This is a genomic window from Pseudomonas sp. Leaf129, from assembly GCF_001423465.1.
GTDB lineage: Bacteria > Pseudomonadota > Gammaproteobacteria > Pseudomonadales > Pseudomonadaceae > Aquipseudomonas > Aquipseudomonas coleopterorum.
In genome coordinates, this window is sequence record NZ_LMOC01000006.1 from 151156 (window position 1) to 170467 (window position 19312).

1 protein-coding gene is annotated in these 19312 nt (G+C 66.5%); it reads right to left on the minus strand.

Annotated features, from left to right (window positions below):
- Positions 1-108 precede the first annotated feature (108 nt).
- Entirely contained in the window at positions 109-19122 is a 19014-nt protein-coding gene (locus ASF66_RS08835) for a BapA/Bap/LapF family large adhesin (protein ID WP_056843564.1), read from the minus strand.
- Between the last annotated feature and the right edge of the window lie 190 nt (positions 19123-19312).

Consider the following 19312-nt stretch of genomic DNA (forward strand, 5'->3'; position numbering starts at 1 on the left):
CTTCAAGCCAATCCTCCACTTCCTGTTGTCCATGACACGCCCGAGACAGGCGACGTGCGACTTCCTGCCGCAACGCCAGGCCCGAAGGCCTGACGTGGATTACGAGTATCAGACGACACTGATACCGCTCTGCACCCACAGATGGTGCGATGGATCCTCCTGCGCAGTGTAGACGTTGTACTGCACGCCATTGTCGGTCTGGATGGCGCCCGGAGCCCAGGTCGCGCCGGTCATGTGCACGGTGTCGTGGCTGTCGCCCAGAATCAGCAGCTTGTCGGTGCTGGCGTCGGTGACCGACAGCAGATCGCTCAGGCTCAAGGTCAGGTTGACCTTGCTCGACTGGTTCAGGTCGATGACCTCGATGTTGTTGATGCGCGCGGCCAGATTGCTCAGGTCGATGTCGGCATCGCCGCCGTTCCACTTCAGGGTGTCGATCCCGGCACCCCCATCCACCGAGGCAAAGGCCTGGTCGTAGATGACCAGGGTGTCGTTGCCTTCATGCCCCTGCAAGGTCAGCGCACCGCCCTGGGCTCCATCGAGCACATCGTCGGCCGAAGTGCCCTGCTGGTCGTGCAGGTCGCTGCCGGCAGCGGCGACGTGGACGGCGCTGGCATCGTCGCTGTCGAACGACGCCAGGCGCGCGAAACTGGTCGGCGCAGCCGCGTTGCTGAGGTTGATGGTCAGGGTCGCGGTATCGCTGGCCCCGGTTGGATGGTTGAGCTGGTAGGTGAACACGTCGCTCTGCCCCACCGCCGTGCCGCTCTGGTTCAAGGTCGGCGTGTAGGCGTAGCTGCCGTCGGCGTTGACCAGCAGCGAGCCGTGGGCACCGGCAATGCTCACCCCGTTCACCCCCGGCAGCACGAAGGCCCCGGCGCTCAGGACGCTGAGCGAGGTGTAGGGAGAGCCCACCACATCGGCGCCCACACCGGTCAGCAGGTTGCCCGTGGCAGTGGTCGCGCTGCCGACGACGAAGGTGTTGGTCGAGGTGGCCTCCTGGCGCACGTTGGCGGTGTAGCTCGACGCCACACCCAGGCCCCCGTTGATGATGGTCAGGCGGTAGGTGCCCCCCGTTTGGTCCTCGACCCGCACTCCCAGGCCTGCGCTGCCGACCGCGATCAGGTTGGCACCTGAGTAGGAGCCCACCTGCACGTAGCTGCCGTTGGCCTGCAGCTTGGACAACACGAACGTGACTGGCGACAGCAACGATAAACCACTGCCGGTGACGGACAAGGTCAGGTCGCTGGAAGTGTTCGGCGCTACGTTGAAGTTGAAATCGCCACGCCCGCCTAGCAGTCCGCTGTCGTAGCGACCCACTGTAGCCGTGGTGTCCGTGAACTGGCCAACCAGACTCAAAGCGCTCGTCGCGGTGTCGTTGACGGCATCCACCAGCGTGGCGTTGGCGGCCAGGTTATCGGGGTTCCACACCTCGGTGACGTTGGCGCTGTCGATGCGCACATACAAGTGAGCACTGGAGCTCAGGCCGTTGGGATGCACCAACTGGTACTGGAAGTCCTCGACCTTGCCCACGCTGGCGACAGCCCCGCTCGGGTTGTAGGTGTACTTGCCGGTGGCATCGATGGTCAGTTGACCGTACAGCCCCTGCACCACGGTGCCTGCACCGGCGCTCACGTAGGTACCGTTCTTGAGCACCTGCAGCACCGCACCGTTGTCCGGCCCGGTGCGGTCGGCCAGGCCGTTCACGCCGGGATCGGTGACGACGTTACCGTTGAGCGCGGTGGGCGTGCCGGTGAACTGGGTCAGGCTGGTGGTGGAGAACTGGATCTGGGTGGTCAGGCTGTCGAGCAGCGACACCAGGTTGCTGGCCACGGTCAGCCGGTAGTTGCCAGCTTGCAGCGGGCTGATGTCGGCCTGGACCTGGTTGGTGCCCAGTCCAATCAGGTTGAGCAACTGCGGATTGGTGACGCTGTTGGCCAGGGTGACCCAATTGCCTGCAGCGTTCTGCACCTCCAAGGCGAAGGCCGAAGCAGGCAACACACCGAGCGCTGCATTGTTGGTCACTGTGATCAACGGATCGGTCACGGTACCGGAGGCGACAGTGAAGCCGAAGGCTTTGACTTGGCCCAGCAGCAGGCTGACGCTGGTGTTGGTGTAAGTGCTGTCCACCGTCACCGGGGTGATGTTGACGGTTGCCGTCGCCAGGTTGCTGGAAGCGATCACCGGTTCGTTGACGTCGATGTCCGGAGCCACCACCGCTGCACCGGCGCTGACGTTGCCGCGTGCATCGGTCAGGGTGACGCTCAGGCGTTCGCCGTTGATCTGCGCGGCGTTCAAGGCCACGGTGAACGTACCGTCGGTGCCGACGGTGACAGGCGCGACATTGAGCACGACGCCGTTGGCGGCTTTGACGCTGACAGTGGCGCCGGGCTCGCCGGTGCCGCTCAAGGTCAGGCCACTGCCAGCCACGGCCAGCCCGGTGGCCACGTTCGGCGGGGTCAGGTCCGGCGCCGTGGTGGTGGTCGCGGGCGAAACGTTGGCTGCAGCGTCGGCCTGACTGACGGTCAGGACCTGGCTGTTGATCTGCGCGGCATTGAGCGTAACGCTGTAGGTGCCGTTGGCAGCGACCACGGCAGTACCCAGGACGCTGGCGCCGCTGCGCACGCTGACCGTGGCACCCGCCTCGCCTGTGCCCGAAACCACGGTGCCGCTGGCACTGATGGTCGCGGTGGGCGCAGCCGGAGGTGTGGTATCGGCCACACCCAGTTGACCCGCAGCGGACACGTTGCCAGCCGCGTCGGTCAGCGTCACACGCAAAGCGCCGCCGTTGAGCTGCGGCGATGCCAGGGTCACGCTGAACAGGCCCAGGCCATTCACCGGCCCCTCGGCCAGCAAGGCATTGTTGGCGCCGTAGACTTTCACGGTGCTGTTGGCCTCACCCACACCCGTGAGGCTGACGCCACCGACCAGCACCAGTGCGGTCGGTGCATTCGGCGCGGTCGCATCGCGGGCCGTCAGCGCAGTGACCGGCGATGTCAGCCCGGCGGCGTCGGTCTGCACTACAGTCAATTGCTGACCATTGAGCTGCGCGGCGCTGAGGTTGACGCTGAAATTACCGCTGGCGTCGACCACGGCAGTGCCCAGAGCCACGCCACCGACGCTGACGGTCACCCGTGCGCCCGCCTCGCCCTGCCCGGTCACGGTACTGCCACTGGTCGCCAGGGCTACATTGACCAAGGCAGCAGGTGGCGTGGTGTCGAGCGTCAGGAACGGCGTTGCCACCGACACATTGCCCGCCGCGTCGGTCAGCTTGACGCTGAGCAACTGCCCATTGAGTTGCGGGCTGTTCAACGTCACCGCGAAGGTGCCATTGGGCAGTACGGTGGCGGTGCCGATGGCCACGCCCACTGCGTTGTAGACCGTAGCGATGGCACCTGCTTCACCGGTGCCGCTGAGGGTCAGCCCGGCATTGCCCAGGCCGGTCACTACCGGCGCGACGGGCGCGATGATGTCCGGCGCGGGGACCGTCACAGCGGTGGAGACGTTTTGCGCCGCATCGACCTGAACAGCAGTGAGTACGCCACCGTTCGCCTGTGCCACCGGCAGCAGCACCGCGAAGGTGCCGTTCGCGCCAACCAACCCGGTTCCGACCACCACGCCGGCGCCATTGCTGACCCGCACGGTAGCGCCCACCTCGCCGCGACCGGTGACCACTGTACCGGTACCGTTGACGTTCAGTTCGGTGATCGGGACCGGCGCGGTGCTGTCCACGGCAGTGAAGAAGGTCGCCACCGACGTCAGCGCGCCTTTGGTCGCGTGCAGTTCCAGCACCTGGCCGTTGGCTTGCGGCGGGTTCAGGGTCACGGTGAAGGTGGTACCGGTGGCGACCGCGCTACCCAATACGGTTCCACCGGCGTTGCGCACGATCACCGTGGTGCCGGCCTCGGTGGTGCCGGTGAGGGTCACACCATTGCTGGTGATGGCGCTTGCCAGCGGCGCCGCGGGTGGCAGCTCCAGGGGAATGTTCAACGCAGCGCCCGCCGACGGATTGCCTGCCGCATCGGTCTGGATGACCGTGAGCAATTGCCCGCCCAGCGCAGCCGGCACCAGCGGCACCTGGAAGTTGCCGTTGGCATCGACCACAGCGGTGCCCAGCACGACAGGCGTCTGGCCAACCACCAGGCCGACACTGACGGTCGCCCCGGCCTCGCCCTTGCCGGTCAACAGGGTACCGTCGGCATTCACCACCAACTGCGTGGCCAGGCTCGGCGGGGTGATATCAGGGACGCTCAAGCGCGCCAGTGCCGACTTGTTGCCGGCGGCATCCTGGGCATACACCTCCAGGGTCCCGCCGTTGAGTTGGGCCAGGCTCAGCGGCACGCTGAAGGTGCCGTTGGCGCCGACCAGGACATTGCCCAGCGACGCACCCTGCGCGTTGGTCACGAACACCCGCGCACCGGCTTCAGCCGTGCCGTTGAACACCAGCCCGTCGACGCTCAGGCCCAGGCCGGTCGGCAGCGCCGGCGGCGTGAGGTCCGGGGCATTGACGGTGACGCCTGTGGAGACATTTCCCGCAGCGTCGCGCTGAACCAGCAGCAAGGCCTCGAAGTTGGTCTGCGACGTGCTCAGGGTCACGCTGAACGTACCGTCGGCGGCCACGACAGCCGTGCCCAGCGATGCGTTGAGCGGGCCGGTGACGCTGACCGTCGCGCCGGCCTCGCCACGCCCGGTGACGATTCGACCGTCGGCGCTGACCGCCGCCAGCGTCAGGGCCACAGGCGCGGTGACGTCGGGTACCGAGAAGTTGAATGGCAACGAGACGTTGCCGGCCACGTCGGCCTGGGTCACGACCAGCAACTGGCCATTGAGTTGAGGGGTGGCCAGGTTGACCGTAAAGAGACCGTCGGCATCGGCCGTCGCTGCGCCGATCTGCACGCCCAGCACGTTCTTGACCACGATGCGCGCCAGGGCTTCACCGCTGCCGGTGAGTTGCAGACCGTTGCTCGACACCGTCAGGTTGACCAAGGCGCTCGGGGCCTGGAGGTCGCTGGCGGTGACGGTGACCGCCACCGAGGCATTGCCTGCGGCATCGACCTGGCGAACGCTGAGCACCTCGCCATTGATCTGCGGCACGCTCAGGGTGACGCTGTAAGTGCCGTCGGCGCTGACCGTACCGGTGCCCACCGAGACGTTGAGGTTGTTGCGCACGACTATCTGCGCGCCGGCCTCCCCTGTACCTGTGATCAAGGTGCCATTCGCGTTCAGCGCCAGGATGGTCGGCGCTGCTGGTGGTGTCACATCAGGGGCGGTCAGACTGCCCGGCCCCGACACATTGCCGGCCGCGTCGGTCAGGGTCACCACCAGCGACTGACCGTTTTGCTGCGCTGGCAAGGTGACCTGGAAAGTACCATCAGCACCCACCGTGGTCGCCGCGCCCAGCGTTGCGCCTGCCGCATTCTTGACGATGACAGTGGCGTTGGCTTCGCCCAGCCCGCTGAGCACGGTGCCACTGGCATTGAGCGCCAGTTGCGTGGGGGCTGACGGAGGCGTCAGGTCAGGCGCGAAGATCGGCGTGCTCGCGCCGACGTTGCCGGACAGGTCCGTCTGCGCGACGGTCAGTGGTTGGTTGTTGATCTGCGCTGGCGACAAGGTCACCACGAAGCTGTTGTCGCCCGCGACCTGCGCGGTGCCCAGTACCACGCCCGCGGCATCCTTGACTGTGACGGTCGCCCCGGCCTCGCCACGTCCGGTCACGGTCGCCCCGGTGGTGAGGTTGATCGCCACCTGGGTCAGCGGATCGGGTGCAGTGGTGTCTGGCGAGTTGATCGTCGCGATCGGCGAGACGTTGCCCGCTGCGTCGACCTGCACCAGGTTCAACGGCTCGCCAGTGGTGACGGCCGGCGTCAGGATGATGTTGAAATTACCTGCCGCCGACACTGTGCCACTGCCCAGTTCGGTCCCGTCCAGGCGTGTCACGGTGACGACAGCCCCCGGTTCACCCTTGCCGTTCAGCACGCTGGTCAAAGCGCCGTCGTTGCTGATGGTGATGTCGGTCAAGGCCACCGGCGCGGTGGTGTCGCCGGCCAGCACGGCGCCTGGCACCGACACGTTGCCCGCAGCATCGGTCAGGGTCACGCCCAGCGCCTGGCCATTGACCTGCGCCTGGCTCAATACAACCTGGAAGCTACCATCGAGCAGCACCGTACCCGTACCTAACACGATGTTCTGAGCGTTGCTGACCGTGACCTGCGCACCTGGCTCCCCGCTGCCGGTGAGTATCAGACCTTGGTTGATCACAGCCAGATCGACAGGCGCCGACGGTGGCGTGCGGTCGCCGGCCAGAGTGACGAGCGCCGCCGAGGTGTTGCCGGCCGTGTCGGTCTGCACCACGCTCAAGGCTTGGCCATTGAGCTGCGGCGTGGTCAGGTTGGCGGTGAAAATTCCGGTCACGGCCACAACGGCGGTGCCCAGAATGACATTGCCGGGGCCAGTGACGACCACGGTGGCGCCGGCTTCGCCACGACCGGTCAACAGCGTGCCGTCGAGGCTGACCGACAGCTCGGCGAGGTTGGTCGGCGCCGTCACATCCGGCGCTACCAATTGGGCGGGCAGCGAGGTCAGCGCACCGTCGGCGGCAGTGACCTGAAGGATCTCGCCATTGAGTTGCGCGGTGGCAAGCTGGATCTGGAACGCCCCGTTGCCATCGACGGTCGCCGTACCCAGCACGATGCCTTGCAGGTTGCGCACGGTGATCAGGTTGCCGATGTCACCCTGGCCAACCACCTGCAGACCGTCGGTGCTGAGCACCAGCGCCGTCGGCACGTCAGGACCGTTGATGTCGGGCGTGGTGACGGTGGCGATGGCTGAAACGTTGCCGGTCTGGTCGGCCTGGGTAACGCTGAGCAGGGTGCGGTCTGCGGAGACCGGATCGAGGGTGACCGTGAAGTTGCCATTGGCATCGACCGTGGCCGTGCCTACGGACAGACCCCCCGCCCCCAGCACCGTGACTCGGGCACCGACCTCGCCCTTGCCGGTCAACAGCGTCCCATCGGCGCTGACCACCAGGTTGGTAACCGGATCGGGCACCGTGATGTCGGGTGCGACCACGATGGTTGTCGAGGACACATTGCCGGCCGCATCGGTGGAGGTGACCAGCAGCGTCTGCCCATTGTTCTGGGCTGCATCGAGCACGACCTGGTAGGTGCCGTCGGAGGCGACCGTGGCGGTCCCCAGGACATTGCCTTGAGCATCGCTGACGATCACCGTGACCACGCTGCCCGGTTCCGCCGTACCCACCACGGCGCCGCCGTCGAGCTCCACGGTGGCGCTCGGTGCCACTGGCGGTGTGCTGTCCACCGCAGGCACCAGCGCCGTCGGCGAAACGTTGCCCGCCGCGTCGACTTGCGACACCGCAAGATTGCCGCCGCTCAGTTGCCTCGCAGTGAACGGCACAGTGAAGGTGCCGGTGACACCGATGACCACGTTGCCCAGTACATCACCATTGGGTGCAATGACCGTAACCGTCGCGCCCACTTCGCCGCGACCGGTCAATTGGGTGCCATCTGCACTGGCCACCAGATCGGTCAGCGCCCCCGGCGCGGTCACATCGAGCGCCTGGAACGGCGCAGGTACCGAGACCTGCGCACCCAGGCTGGCAATCACTTCAAGCTGTTCTCCGTTGAGTTGTGCGGTCGACAGAACGATCGTGAACGCACCGTTGGCGTCGGCCACGGCCGTGCCCAGCACCACACCAGTGGCGCTGCGCACGGTCACGGTGTTGCCGGCGTCGGCCTGGCCGCTCAGTTGCAGGCCATCGGTAGTGAGCACCAAGGCGCTCGGTTGATCCGGACCGGTACCGTCCGGTGCAGTGATGTTCAGGGCAATGGACGGATTACCGGCGGCATCTTGCTGCACCACCGAGAGCACGGCGCCAGGAACGACGGGGGTAGTCAGGGTGACGATGAAGCTGCCGCTGGCACCGACCAGGCCGGTACCGATGGGGTTCCCGCCAGCATCGCGCACGGTCACTTGAGCACCTGGCTCGCCACGCCCGGCCAGCAGGTCGCCGTCGGGGCTGATGACCAGACCGGTCACCTGCGCTGGTGGTGTGATGTCCGGCGCAAACAGCGTGGTGGTCGCCGATACATTGCCTGCCGCATCGGTCGAGGTCACCAGCAAGGTCTGGCCGTTGGCCTGGGCTTCAAGCAGATCGATCTGATAGCTGCCATCGGGCGCCACGATTGTGGTGCCGAGTACGTTGCCCTGGGCATCGCTGACGATAACCCTGACCACGGTACCCGCCTCGGCAGTGCCGCTGACCGACGTGCCGCCAGCATTGAGAATCGCTACTGGAGCATCGGGCAGCGTGCTGTCGCGAGCAGTGACGGTGGCTGCAGCCGACGGGTTGTTGCTACCGTCGACCTGCACGGCCGTGAGCACCTCGCCGTTGGTTTGCGCGTCGTTGAGCGTCACGCTGAATGCGCCGGTGACGCCCACCGTCGTCATGCCCAGTATGGCGTTGTCAGGGCCACGAATGGTCACGGTGGCTCCTGCTTCGCCGCGCCCGCTGACCTGGGTGCCGTCGAGGCTGACCTGCAGGTTGGTGATGAGACCGGGAGGCGTGATGTCGGCCACGGTGATCAGTGCTGGCAACGACACCAGGGCGCCGCTGGTGGCGACGACTTCCAACGTCTCGCCGTTGGTTTGCGCCGCGCTCAGTGCAACCAAGAAGTTGCCGTTCGCGTCGACCACAGTCGTGCCCAGGACTACGCCGGTCACGCTGCGTACAGTGATGGTGTTGCCCACATCGCCCTGCCCGCTCAGGCTCAAGCCGTTGCCGCTCAGGAGCAGTGCAGTGGGTTGATCAGGACCGTTCACGTCCGGCGCCACGACGGTGGCCGCCGTCGAAACGTTGGTGGCCGCATCGATCAAGGTGACGTTGAGCACCTCGTTTTCGGTGGCAGGGCGATTGAGCGTGATACTGAAGGTGCCATTCGCACCCACCCGACCGATGCCGAGCAGATCGCCATTGGCAGCGCGCACGTTGACGGTAGCGCCTATTTCGCCCTGGCCTGCCACTGTCAGGCCATCGAGGCCGACCACCAGCGCGGTCGGTGCGTCCGGCGCGGTGAGGTCGGCGGCGATCACCGTGACACTGGTCGAGGTGTTGCCGGCGGCATCGGTAGAGGTCACCAACAAGGTCTGGCCATTGTTCTGCGGGAACGCCAGGTCGACCTGGAAGGTGCCGTTGGCGGCCACGATAGCGCTGCCCAGCACATTTCCCTGGGCGTCGCTGACCACCACCGATACCACGGTGCCGGGCTCTGCCTGGCCAATGACCGCACCGCCTTGGGGACTGAGCACGACATTGGTCGGTGCGGGCGGCGCTTGCAAGTCCGGTGCATTGAGGGTGACGTTGGCGGAGAAGTTGCCTGCCCCATCGACCTGAGTGACGGTCAGTTGCTGCAGGTTCACCTGCGCAGTGTTCAACGTGATCGAGAATTGACCGCTGGCGTCGACCTGGGCGCGGCCCAGTTCGGTATTCCCTACCAGTACGCGAACCAGCGCACCAGCCTCGCCACGCCCGGTGACCACCACACCATCGCCGCTGATGAGCACAGCGCTGAGGGCCGTGGGCGGTGTGATGTCCGGCGCGGTGAGCGCCACGGGTATCGAAGCATTGCCGGCCGCATCGGTCTGCAGCACGTCCAGAAGCTGGCCGTTGGCCTGCGCCGGGTCGAGCGCCACGCTGAAGGTCCCGTTGGCGGCAACTAGGGCCGAGGCGAGCACGGTACCGCTGACGGTGGTAACCGTGACGGTCGCACCCGCCTCGCCACGCCCGCTGATCAAGGTGCCATCGGCGTTGATGACCGGGGTGATCACGGCCACCGGCGCCAGGGTATCGCGGCCGATCACGCTGCCCGCCAGGGAGACGTTGCCTGCAGCATCGCTCAGCGTGACCCGCAACGCACCGCCGTCGATCTGCGGGGTGTCCAGGGTAATCTGGAAACTGCCGTTGGCGCCCACGATGCCTGCGCCGACCTGGGCGCCCACGGCATTGCGTACCACTATGTTGGCGCCTGCCTCGCCGGTGCCGGTCAAGACCGTACCGACATCGTTGAGCACCAGGGCGACCGGCGCTTCGGGTGCCGTGAGGTCCGGTGCGGTCACGGCCACACCCGGCGACAGATTGCCGGCCGTATCGGCCTGGGTCACGTTGAGCACCTGCAGGTTGGTCTGGGCCGGCGCCAGGATGACCGTGAATGTGCCGTCCGTTGCCACCGTCGCGGTGCCCACCGACTGGTTCAGCGCATCGCGCACCGTCACTTGCGCACCCGCCTCGCCCGTGCCGGTGATCAAGGCACCATTGGCGCTGATCTGCACGTTGGCCAGGGTATCGGGCGCGGTGGTGTCAGCGGCCGCGAAGGGTACTGCAATCGACACGCGGCCGATCGCGTCACTGGCTTGCACGCTGAGCACTTCGCCGTTGCGTTGCGGGGTATCGAGCAGAATGCTGAACGCACCTGACCCATCGACCGTGCCAGTGCCCAGCAGCACGCCGGTCGTGCTGGTGACACGAATGATCGCACCGGCCGAACCGGTGCCGGTGAGAATGGCGCCTTCCAGCGTCAGCAGCAGATTGGCCGGCGCGCTCGGGGCGCCGCCGTCCGGGCCATTGACCTGGGCCGGCGTCGATGGATTACCCGCCGCATCGGTTTCGACCACGGTCAGCACATCGCTGAGGGTGGCCGGCCGGTTCAGGGTGATCAGGAAGGTGCCACTCGCGTTCACCGTGCCGGTGCCGAGCAGGTCGCCATTGGCGGCGGTGACACGCACCGTGGCATTGGCCTCGCCCGAGCCGCCGAGCACGTTGCCGTCGGCGCTGACCACCAGATTGCTGACCGCGACGGGTGGCGTGATGTCGGCAGCCACCAGGGTGCCTGGCAGCGAGGTATTGCCCGCACCGTCAGTGGCTGTGACCCGCAGTGTCTGGCCATTGGCTTGGGCCGACGCCAGCGTGATGGCGAAGGTACCGTCAGTGCCGGCCACACCTGTACCGAGCACTTGGCCCTGCGCGCCGGTAATGCTGACAGTGGCGCCCGCTTCGGTGACACCGGAAAACAGCGTACCCGCCCGGCTCAACGACAACTCGGTCGGCGCGGCAGGCGCGGTGATGTCGGCGGCCTGCAGGGTAAACGTGGGTGAAGCATTGCTGGCGGCATCGACCTGCACCAGCGACAACGTCTGGCCATTGATTTGCGGACTGCTGAGGATGACGTTGAAACTGCCATCGGCGGCCACTAAGGCGCTGCCCAGGGCCACGCCAGCAGCGCTGCGTACCGTCACGTTGGCACCGGCTTCACCGGTACCGGTCACCACCCGTCCATCGCTGCTCAACGCAACGTTGAGCAGCACGGTCGGTGGCGTGGTGTCCGTCGCGGTCACAGGTGTGGAAGGTGAAGTATTACCGGCCGCATCGCTCTGCGTGACGGCCAACAATTGCCCGGCGACCTGTGGCGTGTCCAGGGTAATCTGGAAGCGACCATTGGCGCCTACCACCCCGCTGCCGACAACGTCACCGTTGGCATTCCTGACCTGCACGCTCGCGCCGGGCTCACCAATACCACTGAGCAACAACCCGCTGCTGTCGAGTACCAGCGCAGCGGGCGCCAGGGGAATCGAGGTGTCGCCGGCCTGCACGTTGACGACCGGCGATTCATTGCCCGCCAGATCGCGCTGCAACAGGGTCAGGGTCTGGCCGTTGTTCTGTGCCTGGTTGAGGTTGACGCTGAACACGCCATTGCCATCGACCACGCCGCTGCCCAGTACCACGCCATTGCTGGCGAACACGGTGACTGTCGCACCGGCTTCACCGCGCCCGGTGACGACTAGGCCATCAGCGCTTACCAGTGGCTGCAGCACCCCTGCAGGCGCCGTCAGGTCTGGCGCGGTCACAGTGGACGGCGTCGAGCTGTTGCCGGCCGCATCGACCTGGTTCACTTGCAAGCGTTGCGCGTCGATCTGCGGCGGCGTCAAGGTCACGCTGAACTGGCCAGTGACGCCAACGGTGGCGGTGGCAATCACCACACCGACCGGGTTGAGCACGGTCACCGTGGCACCGGCTTCGCCGCGCCCGGTGATCAGGCTGCCGTCGTTGCTGATGACCACGTTGGTCAACGCCGGCGCGGTGCTGTCCACGGCCGTGATTTGGCCAGGCAGCGAGTTGAAGCCACCGGTGCTGGCAACCACATCCAGCAACTCGCCATTGGTCTGCGCAGCACTCAAAGTCAGTTGGAAGGAGCCATCGGCATTGACCGTGGTGGTGCCGAGCACGCCATTGGGGCCGCGTACGGTGATGGTATTGCCAGCGTCGGCGAGACCGCTCAGGCGCAGGCCATCGGCGCTGAGCACCAGCGCGGTCGGTTGATCGGGTCCGTTGGCGTCGGGCACGGTCACCGTGGCCGGCAACGAAGCATTGCCAACGCCATCGGTAAGAATCACGCTCAATACGGCGTTCTGCGCTACCGGCGTCACGTTGACCAGGAAGCTTCCGTTCGGCCCGACGATGCCGGTGCCGATCTGCGTGCCCTGGGCATCGAACACCGTGACCGTGGCACCCACTTCGCCTTTACCGGCCAACAGCGTACCGCCCGGATTGACCGCAAGGTCAGTGGCCTGGGTGGGCGCCGTGAGGTCGGCGGCAATGACCGTGATGGATGTAGACACGTTGCCAGCAGCGTCGGTGGACGTCACCAGCAGGGTCTGGCCGTTGGTTTGCGGTGTGGTCAGGTTGACTTGGAAAGTGCCGTTGGCGGCCACGGTTGCACTGCCCAGGATATTACCCTGGGCATCGCTGACCACCACCGACACCACCGTGCCAGGCTCTGCCAGGCCGGTCACGGCCGAGCCTTGCGCGGTCAGCACGACATTGGTCGGCGCGTTCGGCGCCTGCAGGTCGGGCGCGAGCAGGTTGACGTTGGTCGAGAAGTTGCCAGCGGCATCGGCCTGGGTCACGGTGAGCGACTGCAGATTGATCTGCGGCGTCGTCAGAGTGATCGAGAAGCGCCCATCGGCGCCGACCGTCGCCGTGCCCAGTTCGGCACCGGCGCTGGTCAAGACCCGCACCGTGGCACCCGCCTCACCCACCCCGCTGACCACCGCGCCGTTGGCACTGATGGCGACGTTGGTCAAGGCATTTGGCGCGGTGACGTCGGCGGCAATCAGTGCCACCGGCAACGATAGATTGCCGGCCGCGTCCGTCTGCTGCACATCGAGCAGCTCGCCATTGGCCTGCGCGGGCACCAGATTGACGACGAAGCTGCCGGTCGCGCCGACCACGGCGGTGCCCAACACGGCGCCATCGGCTGCGGTCACGCTGACCGTCGCGCCCACCTCGCCCTTGCCAGTCAGCACTGTGCCCGCGACGTTGAGCTGCAGGCCGGTCACCACGCCGGGCGCGGTGACATCGGCAACCGGCAGCGCGGCCACCGGAGAGACGTTGCCGGCGCCGTCCGTCAAGGTTACTTGCAGAATCGTACCGGTCAATTGCGCCGGGCTCAGGGTGATCTGGAACGTGCCATCGGCGGCCACGCTGCCGCTGCCGATGACGGTGCCCGCAGCGTCGCGCACGGCGACCGTGGTGCCCGCTTCGCCCAGGCCACTGAGCAACGTGCCCACAGCGTTCAGGCTCAAGCCCGAAGCAGCCGGTGGCGCCGTGAAGTCCGGCGCGGTAACGCTGACCGCAGGCGACACGTTACCCCCCAGGTCGGTCTGTGTGGCGGTCAGCACTTGGCGGTCGACCAGCGCAGGCGCGAAGGTGATGCTGAAGGTGCCATCGGCGCTAATCGTGCCGGTCCCGAGCAACTGCCCCTGGGCTCCGCGCACGTTGACCGTGGCACCGGCCTCACCGGTACCGCTCAAGGTGCTGCCGTTGGCGCTGAGCAGGACATTGTCGAGAGCCTGTGGCGGTGTGTCGTCCAGCGCCGTGAGCAAACTGGGTACCGACACTCGTGCGCCATCGCTGGCTTGCACGCTGAGCAGCTCGCCATTGTGCTGGGCCGGGGACAGGGTCAAGGTGAACTGGCCGGAGGCATTGGCCACGGCCGAGCCCAGCAGTACGCCCTGCACATTGACGACGGTTACGGTGTTGCCAGCCAATGCGGTGCCGGTCAAGGTCAAACCGTCCAGGCTGATCACCAGGTTGCCTGGCGCGACCGGTTCAGTGCCGTCCGGCCCGTTGACGGTGACAGGTGTGGAGGCGTTGCCCGCCGCATCGGTCTCGATCACGTTCAAAACGTCGCCCTGCACCGCCGCCCGAGTCAAGGTGATCAGGAAAATGCCGTTGGCACCCACGGTACCGGTGCCGATCAGATCGCCGTTGGCCGCACGTACCGCCACGCTGGCACCCGCTTCACCGGTGCCCGACAGCGTCAGGCCATTGGGACTGATCGCCAGGTTGCCGACCGCAATCGGCGCCGTGGTGTCCGCCGCGACCAAGGTGCTGGCCGCCGAGCTGTTGCTGGCCGCGTCGATGGCTACGGCCTTGAGGCTCTGGCCGTTGGTCTGCGGTGCGCTCAAAGTGATGCTGAACGTGCCGTTGGCGGCAACCGTGCCAGTGCCCAGCAGCGTGCCCTGGGCGTTGGTAATGCGCACCGTGGCGCCGGTCTCGCCGGTACCGGTCAGCACCAGACCGCTGGCGTCCAGCGCCAGCGTCGCCGGGGCGCCGGGTGGGGTGACATCGGCGGCGGTAACGAACGTGGTCGGCGACAGATTGCCACTTGGGTCGGCCTGGGCCACACCCAAGCGTTCGCCATTGACCTGCGCACTGGCCAGCTCGACGCTGAAGGTGCCGTCCGTGCGCACTACGGCGCTGCCGAGCACGGCGCCGTTAGCCGCGCGTACCGTGACCGTGGCGCCGCTTTCACCGGTGCCTGTCACGCTCAGCCCATCGCGGCTCAGGGCCACATTGGCCAAGGCGCCTGGCGCCGTGCTGTCGCCAGCGGTGATTGCCACCGGTACCGAGGTCTGCCCGGCGTTATCGGTCTGGGTAACTTCGAGCAATTGGCCGTTGGCCTGGGCCGGAACGAGGGTGACCTGGAAGGTGCCGTTGGCGCCGACCACGGCAGTGCCCAGCGCAACGCCATTGGCATCCACCACGCGCACGGTAGCGCCCGCCTCGCCTAGGCCGTTCAACACGGTGCCGCTGCCGTTGAGCTGCAGTGCGCTGGGCGCGGCCGGCGCATCGGTGTCAGGTGCCTGCGCGAGGGCGATCGGCGAGCGGTTGCCGGCGGCATCGCTCTGGCTCACGCTCAGGCTCTGGCCATTGGTCTGTGCCGTGTTCAAGGTGACGCTGAACAAGCCGTCGCCGCCCACCGTGGCGGTTCCCAAAGCCACACCGTTGGGTGCCAGCACCGTGACCGTCGCGCCGACCTCGCCACGTCCGGTCAGGGTCAGGCCATCATTGCTCACGGCCAACTGCAACAGCGCGGCAGGCGCGGTCAGGTCAGGCGCGATCAGATCGACAGCGTCAGCACTGTTGCCCGCTGCATCGGTCTGCGTGACTTCCAGCAACTGCGCATTGAGTTGCGGCGTGTTCAACGTGACGCTGAAGGTGCCATCGGTGGCCACCGTGGCCGTGCCGATCACGGCACCGTTGCCGCCACGTACAGTAACGGTGGCGCCGACTTCGCCGGTACCGGTCACAGTCGTGCCGTTGGCGCTGATGGTCACGCCACCCACGGGGTCGGGTGCGGTCGAATCGAATGCAGTGATTTCGACCGGTACCGAGTCCTCGCCTCGGGCATCGGTGGCGACCACCGACAATACTTCGCCATTGGTCTGGGCCGGATTGAGTGCAATGACGAAGGTGCCATTGGCGCCGACGGTGGCGGTGCCCAACAGGTTGCCTTGGGGGCCGAACACGTTGACCGTGTTACCCACGCTGCCGGTACCGGTCAGCTGCACACCGTCACCGCTCAGGGCCAGATTGCCAGGCGTTTCGGGGCCGATGGCATCGGGCGCAACGACGGTCGCCGGTAGCGAGACATTGGTAGCCGCGTCGGCCTGCACGGCGGTGAGTACATCGCCTTCGACCACGGCGGGAGCCAGGCCCGTGCTGAAATTACCGTTGGCACCGACCGTAGCGGTGCCGACTATCGCGCCACTGGCGTTGGTGATGGTGACGGTGGCGCCGGGCTCACCGCGACCGGTCAGGGTCAGGCCATCGGCGCTGACCAAGAGGTTGGTGACGGCATTCGGCGCGGTCGTGTCTGGCGCCGTGAAGGGTACCGCTGCCGAACTGTTGCCAGCGGCATCCACGGCACTCACCGTCAGTGCCTGGCCATTGGCCTGAGCCCCCGAAAGCGTGACCTGGAAGGTACCGTCCGCAGCGATCAGCGCTGTACCCAGCACCGTGCCCGCAGCGTTCTTGATCGTTACCGTAGTACCAGCCTCGCCGAGGCCCGAGAGCAGCGTACCGGTGGCGTCCAGCGCCAGGTTGCCAGGCGCTACGGGCGCTTCCAGGTCCGGCGCGGTCAGGCCGACAGTGGCCGACGCATTGCCGGCCGCGTCCTGTTGACCGACCAGCAGCGCCTGGCCGTTGGTCTGCGCCGGATCGAGGACGAGGCTGAAGGTGCCGTCGGCGGCAACCGGGCCGCTGGCCAGGACCACCCCGCCCGTGCCGGTGACGGTAATGGTGTCGCCGGGCTGGCCACGGCCGCTGACCAGAGTGCCGTCAGCACTGATGGTCACCTGGCTCAGCTCCACGCCAGCGGTAATATCGGGCGCCGTCGTTTGCACCGCGGCCGAAACGTTACCCGCCGCGTCGGTCTGGGTAACGTTGAGTACTTGCCCATCGGCCTGGGCCGGAGCCAGCGCCACGACGAAATTGCCGGCCTGGTCCACCGTAGCGGTGCCGATCACGTTGCCTTGCGCATCGCGCACGGTCACCGTGGCACCCGGCTCGCCGGTGCCGGTCAGGGTCGTCCCGTCGGCGCCAAAGCCAACGTTGCCGACGATGGCCGGAGCCGTGCTGTCGGCAGCCACGAACGGCACGGGCACCGAGTTTTCGTTATCGAAATCGGTGGCAATGAGGGTCAGGGTCTCGCCATTGGTCTGAGCCTGGCCAAGGATGACCGAGAACGTGCCATCGGCATTGACGATGGCACTGCCCAGCAACACGCCCTGGCTGGTGAAGACGCGTACGGTGTCGCCGGCAGTGCCAGTACCGGTCAGGGTCAGGCCGTCCTGGCTGAGGCTGAGGTTGTCCGGAGTGCCAGGGCCGATGTCATCGGGCACCAGCACGCTGAGCGTGGAGGTAACGTTGCCGTTGTCATCGGTCTGCGTGGCGGTAATGGGCTCGTTGGGGGCCAGACGCAGTGCGAAGCGAATGAAGAACCGACCGAAGGCGTTCACCTGCGCGCTGCCGACCACATCCCCGGCCGCGTTGGTGATGGTCACGGTATCGCCCGCCTGGCCACGGCCGCCGCAGGAGAACCCGTCGGCGCTGATGACGAACTCGGAAATCGGTTCGGAAACCGTCAGGTCCGGCACTTGCAACTGGCCGGGCAGCGACGCATTGCCCGCCGCGTCGGTGGCCACCACGCTGAGGGTTTGGCCGTCGACCTGAGGGGTATTCAAGGTGATCTGGAAACTGCCGCTGGCATTGGCCGTGCCCGAGCCGAGCAGAGTGCCGGCCGCGTCGCGCACCACCACCGTGGCACCGGCTTCGGCGCGTCCGCTGAACACCAGGCCAGTGCCATCGATGCTCAGGCCGGTAGGTGCGGCAGGCGCTTCGATATCCGGCGCGACGACGTTGCCGGGCGCCGAGACATTCCCCGAGGCGTCGGTCAGGGTCACCTCCAGACCCTGACCGTTGGCCTGGGCAGGATTGAGGTCCACGCGGAAGTTGCCATTGGCGTCCACGGTCCCGGTGGCGATGAGGTTACCGACAGCATCGGTGACGTTGACAACAGTGCCCGCTTCACCACGGCCGACCAGTACACCGCCGTTGGCACTGACCGCGAGGCCCGTCGGCACCGCCGGAGCGGTGGTGTCGGGTGTTGGATCAGGGGTCGGATCAGGCGTGGGGTCAGGCGTGGGGTCAGGCGTAGGATCGGGTGTTGGATCAGGCGTAGGGTCTGGTGTCGGATCAGGGGCGGTGTCAGGTGTCAGATCGGGTGCGACCAGGCTGGCGGCCGGCGATAGGTTGCCCGCTGCATCGGTCTGTGTTGCGCTCAGCGCTTCACCGTTGACCTGCGGCGGGTTCAGGACCAGGCTGAACGACCCATCGGCCGCCACCACCGCCGAACCCAGCACCACGCCCGAAGCATTGGTCACGGTGACCGTGGCACCAGGCTCACCGGTACCGGTCAAGGTGGAGCCGTCCGCGGTCAGCGCCAGCCCGGCGGGCGCTGCGGGCGCCGTAGTATCGGGTGCGGTGATCACCACTGGATCTGAGCTGTTGCCTGAACTGTCGGTGATGACGACTTGCAACGGCTCGCCATTGGTCTGAGGCGCAGGAAATGCCACCTGGAAGTTGCCATCGGCATCCACCGTATCGCTGCCCACGACGTTGCCCTGAGCATCGCGAACGACTACGGATGCATTGCTTTCGCCGCGGCCTGAAACACCACTGCCATCGGGCGCGAAAATGAGCCCGGTGGGCGCGCCGGGCGCCGTGGTATCGGTCGGTGGCACCGGAGTGACGGGTGATGCCGCCCCGCCACCGCCACCTCCACCGCCGCCGCCCGACACCGCGGCACCCGTGGCACCTACGCCCGCCAGACCGAACGCGGCCAGCATCCAGCCAGGCGTGGAACCGCTGGCGGCCGCGCCGGCCAAGAGCAACTCATCGGCGGTCGAGGCTTCCGAAAAGGTAAAGCCGGTGAAGGGCTCGCCGTAGTTGGCCTGCCAGAGAAAACCATCCTGGCCTTCGAACACCAACTCGCTCTGCTGACCCGCCGCATCGACCTTGAAAAAGTCGCCGATGGTGACTTGTTCGCCAGATTTGAGGGTGACGATCAGGTTGTTGCCGGAACGCGCAGTGGAAGCGACATCGCTGGGGTCCACTGGCAGTTTGACCAGGCTGGTATCCAACAGCTTTATATTGCCCCACGCCATTTCCAAGGTGCTTTGCGCCGACTTCGCAGCAACAACGATACTGTCCATATTTGCTCCTAGCAGATTCTTGCAGTGCACCACAGGGCACCGCACACGCAACTTCACCTGCACTCGGCGATTGCCGACGCCAGTGATTCAAGGTGTATTCCAATAAGTATCCCGAACGGGAAGTCGCCAGACGAAACGATTCATCCGTACCCATCAAGTCGGACGATGAACAATTGGCAGTCTTCCATGA

Excerpts from the sequence above, each read along its gene's own strand:
- ASF66_RS08835 (WP_056843564.1), bottom strand. The coding sequence starts at position 19,122 with ATGGACAGTATCGTTGTTGCTGCGAAGTCGGCGCAAAGCACCTTGGAA.